The sequence below is a fragment of the Nostoc sp. genome (assembly GCF_036917375.1).
Classification (GTDB): domain Bacteria; phylum Cyanobacteriota; class Cyanobacteriia; order Cyanobacteriales; family Nostocaceae; genus Nostoc.
Genome location: NZ_JBALDN010000094.1, coordinates 125880 through 138199, shown reverse-complemented (window position 1 = coordinate 138199; position 12320 = coordinate 125880). Strand labels below are relative to the sequence as shown.

13 protein-coding genes are annotated in these 12320 nt (G+C 37.6%); 6 read left to right on the top strand and 7 right to left on the bottom strand.

Going from position 1 to position 12320, the window contains the following annotated elements; translation table 11 throughout:
* Nucleotides 1-35: 35 nt before the first annotated feature.
* From V7K45_RS25125 to V7K45_RS25115, 3 genes are all read right to left on the bottom strand, one after another.
* Entirely contained in the window at nucleotides 36-1055 is a 1020-nt protein-coding gene (locus V7K45_RS25125) for an aldo/keto reductase (protein WP_335007662.1), read from the bottom strand.
* Nucleotides 1056-1166: 111 nt separating this feature from the next.
* Nucleotides 1167-1502 carry a cytochrome c6 PetJ gene (gene petJ, locus V7K45_RS25120; protein WP_334896159.1) on the bottom strand — a complete coding sequence of 112 codons (336 nt, stop codon included), beginning with the start codon at nucleotides 1500-1502 and terminating at the stop codon, nucleotides 1167-1169.
* Between the two features lie 55 nt (nucleotides 1503-1557).
* Nucleotides 1558-1782, bottom strand: a complete 225-nt coding sequence (locus V7K45_RS25115) for a hypothetical protein (protein ID WP_335007661.1) — start codon at nucleotides 1780-1782, stop codon at nucleotides 1558-1560.
* A gap of 191 nt (nucleotides 1783-1973) precedes the next feature.
* Between V7K45_RS25115 and V7K45_RS25110 the strand changes: the two genes are divergently transcribed.
* Complete coding sequence (locus tag V7K45_RS25110; RefSeq protein WP_335007660.1) at nucleotides 1974-2795, top strand: histidine kinase; 822 nt, start codon at nucleotides 1974-1976, stop codon at nucleotides 2793-2795.
* 206 nt (nucleotides 2796-3001) lie between these two features.
* On the opposite strand, the gene V7K45_RS25105 is transcribed toward V7K45_RS25110, so the two are convergent.
* The 4 genes from V7K45_RS25105 to V7K45_RS25090 all read right to left on the bottom strand — a co-directional run bounded on the left by V7K45_RS25105 (nucleotide 3002) and on the right by V7K45_RS25090 (nucleotide 6509).
* On the bottom strand, nucleotides 3002-3193 hold the full coding sequence (locus V7K45_RS25105; protein ID WP_292745009.1) for a YqaE/Pmp3 family membrane protein: 192 nt from the start codon (nucleotides 3191-3193) through the stop codon (nucleotides 3002-3004).
* Nucleotides 3194-3319: 126 nt separating this feature from the next.
* Nucleotides 3320-3721, bottom strand: coding sequence for a phage holin family protein (locus V7K45_RS25100; RefSeq protein WP_335007659.1), 402 nt, complete (start codon nucleotides 3719-3721; stop codon nucleotides 3320-3322).
* Between the two features lie 264 nt (nucleotides 3722-3985).
* Nucleotides 3986-4336: a 2Fe-2S iron-sulfur cluster-binding protein gene (locus V7K45_RS25095; protein WP_335007658.1), complete on the bottom strand. Its 351-nt coding sequence runs from the start codon at nucleotides 4334-4336 to the stop codon at nucleotides 3986-3988.
* A gap of 13 nt (nucleotides 4337-4349) precedes the next feature.
* Entirely contained in the window at nucleotides 4350-6509 is a 2160-nt protein-coding gene (locus tag V7K45_RS25090; RefSeq protein WP_335007657.1) for a Tex family protein, read from the bottom strand.
* A gap of 522 nt (nucleotides 6510-7031) precedes the next feature.
* On the opposite strand from V7K45_RS25090, the gene V7K45_RS25085 reads away from it, so the two are divergent.
* From V7K45_RS25085 to V7K45_RS25065, 5 genes are all read left to right on the top strand, one after another.
* Nucleotides 7032-7250: a hypothetical protein gene (locus V7K45_RS25085; protein ID WP_094353216.1), complete on the top strand. Its 219-nt coding sequence runs from the start codon at nucleotides 7032-7034 to the stop codon at nucleotides 7248-7250.
* 1820 nt (nucleotides 7251-9070) lie between these two features.
* Complete coding sequence (locus V7K45_RS25080; RefSeq protein WP_335007656.1) at nucleotides 9071-9460, top strand: EamA family transporter; 390 nt, start codon at nucleotides 9071-9073, stop codon at nucleotides 9458-9460.
* Nucleotides 9461-9478: 18 nt separating this feature from the next.
* The gene (locus V7K45_RS25075) at nucleotides 9479-9835 is read left to right on the top strand and encodes an EamA family transporter (RefSeq protein WP_335007655.1); all 357 of its coding nucleotides are present in this window, start codon (nucleotides 9479-9481) and stop codon (nucleotides 9833-9835) included.
* Nucleotides 9836-9916: 81 nt separating this feature from the next.
* A complete protein-coding gene (locus V7K45_RS25070; protein ID WP_335007654.1) occupies nucleotides 9917-11221 on the top strand; it encodes an NAD(P)/FAD-dependent oxidoreductase in 1305 nt (434 codons plus the stop codon).
* Nucleotides 11222-11266: 45 nt separating this feature from the next.
* The gene (locus V7K45_RS25065) at nucleotides 11267-12091 is read left to right on the top strand and encodes a glycosyltransferase family 2 protein (protein ID WP_335007653.1); all 825 of its coding nucleotides are present in this window, start codon (nucleotides 11267-11269) and stop codon (nucleotides 12089-12091) included.
* Nucleotides 12092-12320: the final 229 nt, after the last annotated feature.

The following is a 12320-nucleotide window of genomic DNA, read 5'->3' as shown; positions in this document are numbered from 1 at the left end:
AAATTCAATCGTCAACAAAGCCAACGCCTTAATGGTTATCGCCGATATTCGTCGCCGCAATCGCCGATTAGCTGGTACAAATCACGTGACTGGCGAGATACTGCACTGATGCGATCGCGATCGTCTGCATCTAAACTAAAACTAAATACTTTGGCGTTATCTTCTATATGTTCAGAGACACCAAGTCTGGCACCAACTATCACACCGCCCACAGTTGGCTGATCTAAAATGTAACGCACTGCCACATTAGAAATACTTACCCCTTGCTTATTAGCAATTTCTTTGAGGATAGCCAGCAACTCTTGAAATAATCGCCAACCACCCCAAGCATCGATCATATTTTTATATTTTTTCAAACTAGCAGTGGAGAGATCAAATCCTTGTGGTTCCGGTTTACCTAAATAGTTTTCTGATAACAAACCGCCGCACAGCGTACCGTAAGTAAAAAGCTTTATGTCATGCTGTTGACAAAACTCTACCATATTAACTTCAGGACGGCGGTCAATAAGTGAAAATTGCACTTGATTAGAAACAATTTTGATCCCTGCTTCAGTAATAATCTTCAAGTTTTCCGTGTCAAAATTAGTTAAACCTAGATGCTTAATTTTACCCTCAGTCTGAAGTTCTACCATATATTTGAGGGCATCTAGATAATTTTTATCCTGATATTCCCACCAGTGGAATTGCATCAAATCTAACGATTGTACATTCATTCTTCTCAAGGAAATATCAATATTTTCCTCGACGAGTTTTTTCGTCATTTTGCCTGCACGAGGTACCCATTTCGTAAAGGCTTGTACCTGAGATAAAGCATCTTTCCCACGAGTATCAATTAGTTGGCAACGAAACTCACCAATAAAGTCTTCCGCAGGGCCATAATGATCAGCTAAATCCCAAGTAGTAAAGCCAGCATCTAAATATTTGAACATAGTCTCAATAGCGGCTTGGGGATTGATCTGTCCGTGTCCGCCGGATACTTGCCACATACCATTTAATATACGGCAGATGTTCAAATCGGGAGTAAATTGGAGACGACTAGCTGCGGGTAAGTTCATTTTCAATTTATGAGTGAAAAGTTAGGAATGGGAAGACTTAACAATTACTAATAGATAAATCATAACTGATAATTCCTAATTCCCAACTTCTCACTCCCAACTCCTAACTTTTTAACGCCAGCCTTTTTCAGCTTGTTCGAGAACGTAAGCAGCAACGTCTTGAATTTGCTGTTCGCTGAGGCGTTCTTTGTAGGCTGACATATTATTTTTACCATTGGTAACTATAGATGTAACTGCCTCTATTGAATCCATGCCATACTTTTTCAGGGCTGGCTTTTTAAGGTTTTTACCTCGCCTAATTATGTTGCTGCCATTGATATGACAACCAGCACAATGAACGCTAAATATTTGTTCGCCGTTAACTGTGTCTGCTGCACTAACAGGCAAAGTAAAAGTACTGATTAATAACAAAAAAGTTACTAATACTAATGTAAGTAGTTTCTTCAATTAATTTCTCCATATTTGGACAGACTAGTTGTAGGCATAAGTATCAGAACCAATACTAGAGGGATTCAAAGTCAGTTGTAAATCCAGCAAAATTTGCACAATCTTCTTGAAAAGACTCTGCATCACTAACATCCTCAATTTTATAAGACATAATGCGCGTACCATCTGGCATCTTTTTGGAACCAATCAATTCACCTTGATATTTCTCTGCGATCGCTTTAAATTCAGTACTATAAATTTTCCAGGCATCATCCGAACAAGTAATATTGACTTGCCACATATTTCACTCCCAATTACTACCACTAAATATTCATCATCTCATAAATGGGCAACATACTACACATCACCTCTTTGGGGCTAGAATTTTCTATCTAAAGGAAGTACCGAGCCAGATCGGGCTACGCCATAATGTGGATGTAGGAACATTTCTAGAAAATTTTATCCAAATTAGTTAAATCCCAAGAGTTGAAAATGCCTAACAATATCAAGCAACAAATTCAAGCCGACTTGCAACAAGCAAAAGAAACTGGACAATTAAGAACTGAGCGGATTCGAGAAATTGTAAAATCCGCAGTTTCTCAAGTAGCTTCTGAGTTTAAACAAGGTTCTAGTGAAGTTCGTGGCATTGTGAGAGATGCAGTTTCTGCTGTAATTGAAAACTTCCAAGAAAAAGGTAGCGAACTTAAAGAAAAGGGTACTGAACTCAAAGATGAAGTGACAGCTTCCATTGAAGGAGCGCTGGAAGGGATTAATAGCAAAAGACACGAAAGTATTGCTCAAACTCAAACAGATATAAAAAGGTTACAAGCTCAACTAGATGGTGAAGAAGAACAACTCCAACAAGAGGTTGATGTAATTTTGGCAGAGATTGAAGAGACGGGTAAGGAAAAACCTGCTAGTACTAAAACTGCAATTGATTCTGCTGTCAATGCTCTTAAAGATAGTGAAGAAGTCGGATTATTAAAGAAACGTTACGCGCAACTGCAAGCACAGCTAGCCATTGTCCGAGCTAATATGGCTGCACGCTACGGCGGACGTAATATGGAGGTTCAAGATTATCTAAACGAGGCTAAACACTGGTACGATAAAGCTCGTCCTCAAGCAGAATCGATGGCTGTACAGGTAGAACAGAAGCGATCGCAGTTAGAAGATAAACTGGGTGAAGCTGGTACATCTCTAGCCAGAAAAGAGCGCCAAATCAAACAAACCTTAAGAGAGTTACTTTTAACGGCGGCTGACTTATTCAAAGATAAGGAACCTGCTGCTAAAGAACGCGAGACTATTCATAAATAGACTGCTTTGGTATTTTATTGACTTAGAAAAAATAGGGTGGGAAATTCTCACCCTATTTTTTTTGTTGAAATAGCATTTTTCATTCATTAGACTTCTGACATGAATTAAAGTCCCTCTCCCAAGCTTGGGAGAGGGACTTTAAAATTGACTCCCCTTCTCCCAATTTGGGAGAAGGGGTTGGGGAATGAGGGCTTTAATATTGCGTATTAGTAAATACGCCCTTCTCGATTAAGTTGTTCGTCATGCTTGGCTATAACCCAAATCGCATGAATACTACCAGGAAGCCAACCTAGAACTGTGAGCAAAATGTTAATAAACAGAGTAGGGCCTACTCCAACTGTCAAGAAAACGCCTAAAGGAGGAACTAACAAACCTAGAAGAAAACGAACTAATTTCATGATTTTACAACTTTGTGATTTTGTTTAATTACATTCATTTGAGGATGCCGAATTAGGAAATCCACCTTCGGAGATTTTATCTAGGTGAGAAACGCGCTCTCACAAGCACTTCTACTCGTTCTCAAATTATCTAGAAGAAGGTAATTCGCCTTGATTCTTTACATCACCACTACTAGTCAAAAGGTTTCTTTCAACAAAGTAGTTGTTAATAAATGTGTTAGCAAAAGTTAGAATTACTGGTCCAAGCAGGAAACCAATAATTCCGCGAACTGCGAACCCCGGAACTATTACTGCTGCTAACCAAAAACATAAACCGTTAACGACGAGCGAAAATGCTCCAAATGAGAGAAAGTTAAGTGGTAGAGAAAGAGCAGACAGAACTGGTTTAACTGAACCGTTAATTAGACCAATTACTAAAGCAGCAATGATAGCTGCGGGAAAGTTAGCAATATTAACGCCTGGAACAACTAAATCAACAATCAACAAGCTTAAAGCAGTAGCTAGGGCGGTTAATAATGGTGTTAACATTTTTCTTACCTAATCACTAAAGATTTTTTGTAACTTCTTATCTCATCTTCAGCTATGTTCTAGGTTTTAACCTCTCTTGCAAGATAGAATTTGCTTCTACCGTTAGACCGATCGTTGAGAAAAATATAGCTGTTTTAATACTGCGTAGGTTTTACTTCAAAAAGCACTCTGAGTAGGTAGGGTTGAGGAACGAAACCCTACATTTTCATGCTTTGTCGGGTTTCACTACCTTTAACCCAACCTACAAATTTTCTGAACCGATTATTATGGCGATCGCTCAGATTTTCCAGACTCAGGCTTATAGTAAAGGGCTGATTTATATAAGACTTGTTCTTGATGGGTTTCTAAAGTGCAATCAGACAAAGGATAAGTTACACAAGTAACAACATAACCAGCCTGTATTTCACTTGGGCGTAAAAATTTTTGCTCGCTTTGATCGATTTCACCACTAATAAGTTTAGCAATACACGCAGAACATTCGCCTTGTTTACACCCAGATGGTAGGCGGATACCAGCTTCTTCCGCCATATCTAGAATATATTGATCGTCTGGTACTGGAATGGTGCGATCTAATCCAAGTGTAGGATTGATAAATCGAACTTGATAAACTGCCATCTGCTGTTTCTAATTATTGTTTGACTGCTTTCATCGACAAACTAATCCGTTTGAGTTTCTCGTTGATTTCTAACACCTGCACTTTGACTACTTGGCCAACTTTGACAATTTTGTTGGGATCGTCTACAAATCTATCAGCAAGTTGGGATATATGCACCAAGCCATCTTGATGTACGCCGATATCGACAAAAGCACCGAAGTTGGCGACGTTTGTCACAATTCCCTCTAATTCCATGCCCACATTTAAGTCCCTGATTTCTTTAATTCCTTCTCTGAAGGTGGCATACTTAAACTCAGCACGAGGATCTCTACCTGGTTTTTCTAGTTCGCTGAGGATGTCGCGCAGTGTGGGTTCGCCGACGCTATCGGTAACGTATTTCTTCAGGTTGGTCTTTTTGAGTTTTTCGGCAATTTGTGTTACCTGATTTAATGGCACATTTAGATCGGATGCGATCGCTTCTACTACAGAATAACTCTCTGGATGCACTGCTGTATTATCCAATGGGTTATCACCGCCGCGAATCCGCAGAAAACCCGCCGCTTGTTCATAGGCTTTTGGCCCCAACTTCGGAACTTTTAACAGTTGTCGGCGATTTTTAAAGGCTCCATGCTGGTTACGATAAGCGACAATGTTATTGGCAACTGTTGCCGTAATCCCAGAGACGGATGTCAGAAGTTCTTTAGAGGCCGTGTTTAAGTCTACGCCGACGTAGTTGACGCAGCTTTCTACAGTGTCATCCAATTTCTTTTTCAACAACTTCTGATCGACATCGTGCTGATATTGTCCCACACCAATAGATTTGGGATCGATTTTCACTAGTTCTGCTAAGGGGTCTTGCAAACGGCGACCGATACTAATTGCACCGCGCACGGTAACATCTAAATCGGGAAACTCTTCTAGCGCTACAATACTAGCAGAATATATAGATGCGCCGGATTCATTCACCATCACCTTAACTGGTTTGCGTTCTATATTTTGCAATACTTGCGTGACAAATTCTTCTGTCTCGCGGGACGCTGTACCGTTACCGATGGCGATTAACTCAATTTTGTACTTTTCAATCAGATTTTTGAGAGTTTGTGCAGCTTTGAGTCGCTGTTCAGCTGCTTGGTGGGGAAATACTGCCTGATATTCCAAAAATTGTCCGGTTTGGTCGAGGACAGCAACCTTACACCCAGTTCTAAATCCGGGGTCTATCGCTAGGGTTGGTTTCATTCCTGCTGGTGCAGATAGCAGCAACTCCCGCAGATTAGTTTCAAATGTCTTAATTGATTCTATGTCTGCATAAACTTTTTTCTCAGCAATAACCTCTCCCATAAGAGAGACTTTCATCAAACGATTGAATGCATCCTTCAGCATTGCCTGATAAAAATCTCGAATTGTCCGTACTTTGGTTTTAATTTCTTTTGACTCAAGATAGTAAAGTACCGTATCTTCATCGAAAGCAATTTCAAAGCTTAATACTTTCTCAGTTTCACCCCGACACAACGCCAGCATATTGTGTGGTGCAATATTTTTTACCTTAATTTGATAGTTACGGTACATCTCAAATTTGGTTGTACCTTCAGGATAATCATCTTTGATGCGAGAGACAAATACCCCTTCTTCTAAAAGATAATCGCGGATATATGCACGTAACTCAGCTTTTTCAGCTACTTCTTCCGCCAAAATATCAGCAGCACCTTTGAGCGCTTCTTCTACTGTTTTTACTCCTTGCGTTTCCGAAATATACTTAGCCGCTTCTTCATTCAAGGATGCAATTGCAGCATTTTTGACATTTAACGACTTGATGAACTCTGCTAGTGGTTCGAGTCCTTTTTCTCTGGCGATAGTGGCACGGGTGCGGCGCTTTGGACGATAGGGTAAGTATAAATCCTCAAGTTCGGTTTTTTGTAAGCAGGATGAGATTTTGGCTTTGAGTTCATCTGTAAGTTTACCAAGTTGTGCGATCGCACTTAAAATCACCGATTTTCGTTCTTCCAGTTCTGTTAAATAAGTATATCGATCGGCCAGTTCGCGTAGTTGCACTTCATTCATCTCGTCAGTGCGTTCTTTGCGGTAACGTGCAATAAAAGGAATTGTTGCACCCTCCGCCAAAAGTTCCAGCGCGTTTTGCACCTGATGGGATTTGAGGTTTATTTCAGTTGCCAGTATTTGAGGAATGTTCAGCATTAAGTGTCTAAAATGAAAATGCTACTTCTAAAGGTAATATGCTAGATCCTTATCCTGGCGCAAGTCCAAAGTTTTAAGCTAATTTACCAAATGATTGCTCGCAAGAGTGCAATTGGCGAAATAGACAAAATTCACCTACGCAAGTTTTATAACCCTTACAATTTGCTTAGATGAACGAGAATTTGTCTAGGCTGAGTCAAGAGAAGGACAAAAGTAGCATCACCCACAGGAATTGTCTGTTACTAAACACCACGCAATCTCGCGTAACATCTCATACCTAATTGTAAAGCTTACTACGTACACACCCGAACACAGAAAAAAGAGTTGTCAAACTTTTGGCGCTTTATCTATTGCAATAATTATTCCAATTGGCATAAAATACAACCTTGCATAATCTTAATTTTCTATAATATTTATTTCGCTCGACTGTTGTAGCCAAAACCTTATTGGATGTAAGATTAACCACACTTCCAAAAAATTTGTTCTAAAAACACTACAACCTTTAGTTCAGAGGTTAGTAAAATGCCTTTGTTTTTCTTGATACCACTATGTACTGCTTTAGCTACAGGCTACTTGTTCAAAAAGAGTACTGATGAAATAGCATATCTTGCAGGTGTATTCGCAGCGATTAGCTTGATCTTAAGTTTAGTATTAGCACCTTGGCAGATTCAGTTTGGATTATTAATCATTGTCTTCGTCATTACCAACAGACTTTTGCAGGATAATGAGTCCAAACAATAGGAAAACAACCTAGAGAGACAACGAAACTTAGCGTTGTTTTTCTTTATACTACTATATACTGTTCAAACTACTGCCTACTCGTTCAAAAAGAGTACTAATGAAATTGCCTACTTTGCAGCTATTAGCTTGATTTTATCTCAAGCATTAATATCTTGGCAGATTCCGTTTGGATTGTTAATCATGATTACCAATAGACTTTGATGAAAAAAATCAGTCCAAATAATAAAAAAACCTCTACCCAGCGAAGGAAAATTGGCAGACTACTAACTCTATCTGAAATATGTAAATTTAGATGAATATTCTTGTGAATAGATCAAAAACAATTCAAACTCTCGATTGTCATCTAAAAATTCAGGCTGTAATTTAGTGTAGCGTTGTGTAATATTATCAGCACAAGTAGTCTTGTTCGAGTCTCAATCTTCCTTGGAGCAACTCTTAGCTTTGCATTTATCGAGTCTAATACTAACTCTTTACTTATACAAGTTGAATACCATTAATTACTTCATATATGTATATGTACAAATTTCCCAGGCAAAAATTCATAATAGAGGAAGATTTTTATTTTATGAAGTTTTTGTTTAAGTGTATTTGTCAGTAGATAAATTTTTGATAAAGTATAGCGATAAATTTGCAACATACCTTTCTCATGGTATTCTAGTAAGTAATTACATGTAACAATAAATTTGGAGGAAAAAGCCTATTTAAATAAAATTACGCGGAAAAGCCAAGCCAACCTAATACTAGGTGATGTAGAAATATCTCAAATTCAATGCAAGCAACGTCAATTTAAACTTGATTAGCCGACTCTAGTTTGCATTAATCGTTTTGTAAAAAAGCTCCATTTGGACATCCAGTAAAATTCCCCATAAACCTGTAAAGCGTATTACTGTAGTGTAGATTAATTTATCACTCTATAATTTACGCAGCCAGCCAGACTTGTATTACTTCTTGTATTCCCATGCCCAAAAAGAGCGCGTATACATACTCAATTTGAGTAAAAACTTTTACTTTTATAAATCGGCTTAATTGCCAGCCGAAATTACAGATATGTCTGTGAGCTGGGAGAAATTTTATGATATGTTCAGTACATTAATCAACTTTTTTGGAGCAAATAGAGAATATTTCTCAATCTAGCTAGGTTTTATAGCTTGAGAAGATCGATAATATCTTCAAAAGATTTTTAAAACAGCATACAACTGATAAAAGTTAATGAATGGATTAATCAAAAATTCTGGTAATCCATTTTCATTTAGGTGCATCTGTTGAATATGTGGGTGGAATCAGAGTTCAACATCAGCGATGTCTAAGACTGGCTACACCTACGCACACTGCCAAATTTGTGTATGTATAGAGAAATTATGACAAAGTTCTCAATCTTCTCTATATCTGCATCTACTATTAGATTATCGCGATCGCGCTGAAAACACTGTTAGATCAAAACTGGGTAGCACAGAAAATATCCGTAATTTACACTTGGGCAAACTTTAAATTCATTGTGCTCATTGTCAAGCAATAAACTGGTTTGCTTGAGAGTATAACCTAGTAAAACAATTAAGTGTTTACTCCGAATCATCTCGAATGCTGCCATGATAGAGCAACTATCCTGGAATATTACATAGTATTTAGTTTTTAAATCTAGGGCATAAGCTTCAACGATCATTTTGATATCAGTCACTTCAACATAGCCTTCCTAATTTGTTGTCTATGTACTGAAGTGAAGATCGAATTGTAGAGAAGTGTTGCTGAGATATAAAACGTTTTAAACGACTAGTTTTTTACTATTTGGTTCATACCTACCATCTTGATTAAGGCAAAGTACTATGAAATCCATGTCTCCAAGTTCAAACTTTAATATAATCCCTTATATTATTTTATTTGTAAGTATTTTACTTAGTATCTCTGGACAACTGCTGATGAAAAATGCCATGATTTATACAAATGAGGGAGTATTGAATTGGGATTTTCTTACAAAATTATCATTAGCTATTACTGTCTATTGTTTAGGTATAGTAAATTGGATATTGGCTCTGCGATCTGTAAAATTGAGTATTGCTTATCCACTCACAAGTTTAAACTATGTCGGGATACTTTTCGGCTCATACTACTTTTTTCATGAGGTGATTACGCTAACTCGAATAGTAGGAGTCATCACTATCTTCTTGGGTGTTCTCTTAGTAGTTAACCCTATAAAAAATCTCAAATTTAGGTAATTACTTGAAAAGTTAAAAATGAGTATTTTTACTTGGCTCAATTTAATGCTTGTTGTTTTGTTTGGAACAACAGCTCAACTCTCACTCAAGTATGGATTTTACATCTCTAACTCTAATAAAGGAGAAAACGGATCTCTTAAAAATCTCTTATTATCTCGTTATTTTTTGATTTGGTTTATCTGCTATACATTTATGACTATATTATGGCTTTATGTATTGCGGACAATTCCTTTAAGTCAAGCATTTCCAGTTTTAGGATTAATGTATGCATTTGTACCAATTGCTTCTCACTATATTTTAAAAGAAGAAGTTGTTTTTAGCCAGTGGTTAGGAATTTCCGTTATTATAACTGGCGTCATTCTAGTTGGACATTAATCTTTTATCATTAGATTATTAATATTAACAGTTTCCGAACATCATCCTGTAAAACATTTTCACAAAATCTAAATTTAATTTATGAATATAGGCATAGTTGGCGGAGGCATCACTGGACTAGTATTAGCTCAACGTCTTTCACACCAAGGGCATAAAGTCACTGTCTTTGATAGCAACAAGCAGCTTGGTGGACTTACTACTTATCATGATTACGGATTATTTACCTGGGATCGCTTTTATCACGTTATTTTACCTTCTGATACTCACTTAATAAATTTTCTGAGAGATATTGGTCTTGGAGATAAACTACGTTGGCATCGAAGTTTAACAGGTTTTTATGACAACAAAAAGTTTTATTCTATTAGTAATAGTATAGAATTCTTGCGTTTTCCTCTATTTGGACTTATAGGTAAAATCAGATTAGCTTTTACTCTTATATATGGTTCACGCCTGAATAACTGGCGGCGCTTAGAGAAAATTTTAGTTGAAGATTGGCTATTGAAACTAGGTGGTAAAAACACATACGAAAAGCTCTGGAAACCTTTGCTTTTATCCAAATTAGGAGAAAACTATAAGCGAATCTCAGCAGTTTTTATCTGGGCTTATATCAAACGACTATTTTCAGCGCGCGATTCTTCATTAAACAAAGAACAACTTGGTTATGTCTCCGGCGGTTATAAAACTGTTTTTGACCATATAGAAAAATTAGTTTACGCGGCTGGAGGTCATATCCACAAAGGTGTTGCGGTTGAATATATCGCACCTCATCCAGGGGGTGGAATGTGGGTAGAATCTCAGGGTAAAAAAGAGCATTTTGATAAAGTCATCTTTACTGGCCCAGTTAATATCTTGCAACAGGTTGCTGCGAGGGAACTGGTGAAAGTTTCAGACACTGGTAAAACAGTAGAATACCTGGGTGTAATCTGCATGGTACTGATTACTCGTAAGCCTCTAGTTCCTTATTACGTAGTAAACATTGCCGATAAAAATATTCCTTTTACCGGAGTTATCGGTATGAGTAACTTAGTTTCTTTACAAGAGACAGCAGGGTATAACATTACATTTCTACCAAAATATATCCTTTCCACTGACCCGTTGTTAAAACAACCAGATGAGGAATTACGTCCAATATTTTTCCAAGGTATACGTTCAATGTTCCCCGAACTTAAAGCCGATGACATTGTAGCAGCACATATTAATCGAGCGATTAAAGTACAGCCACTACAAGTTTTAAATTATTCCAGCCTTGTTCCAAAAGTGAGTACTGAAAACGATGATTTTTTCGTCGTCAATACCTCACAGTTGGTCAATGATAGCGTCAACAACAACGCAGTAGTTCGACAAGTCGATGAATTTCTCAAAAAATCAGCATTACTGAATTCTTGAAATTTGAGTAATCGCACTTTATTTTAAAAATCACACGAGGTCTTTATGAGTCTTTTTGTTCTTTTACCCGCATATAACGAGCAAGAATCAATTCGACCCTTGTTCAAAAAGTTTCAAACATTGCAGCAAATCTTTAATATAGAGATAGAACTAATTCTTGTCGATGATGGCAGTAGCGATCGAACTGCTCAGACTGCAATAGATGAATCTCAATCACTAGGTCTATTACTGAAATTAGTCCAACATCCCAAAAATGCTGGTTTAGGCCAAGCAATTAAAACAGGTTTCACGACTTTCTTAGAAATTTCCAAAGAAGGTGATTTTTTAGCGGCGATGGATTGTGATAATACTCAACCACCAGAGCTATTAATAAAAATGTATGACACTATGATAGCTGGTAGCTATGATATAGCGATCGCGTCTAGATATCGCAAAGGTTCTAAAGTCATAGGCTTATCAAAATTTAGAGAGCTGATGAGTTATGGAGCCAGCTGGCTTTTCAGAATTGCCGCCCGCGTACCAGGGGTAAAAGACTACACTTGCGGTTACAGACTGTATAACCGTACTTTCCTTAGTAAACTGGATATGTATTATGGGGACAATCTATTCACTGAAAGTGGATTTGCTTGCATGATAGATTTACTGCTGAAAGCCAAAGTCCTCAAACCAAAAATCGTAGAAATCCCAATGGTTTTGAGATACGATGAAAAGCCGACTGCTAGCAAAATGAAAATTCTTAAAACTATTACTCGAACGCTAAAGCTCTTGTTTAAGAATCTAGCATCAACAGAGCCAACGCCCAATTTAGGTCAGACTTTCAAACAGCAAGAAACACTCAGAATTCCACTGAGAATGGCAAATCGTAAATAAACCTGAGAAGAAAAGTCTGGATTCTTTTTATTTGACACTCAAACTCTCAGCGGAGCTTTCCTTGCTCCGCTTTTGTATTCTGACTTTTGAATTCTTCGTCAAATAGCTCGAAATTTCTAGTCTGGGGGCGGATTTGCCAAGGCGTTATGAAAGGGGAGGGAAATCCACACGTTTTTCTAGCAACTGTGGCTTTTGCTCATTTGTTAGACTGAACACACCAGGATTTTTT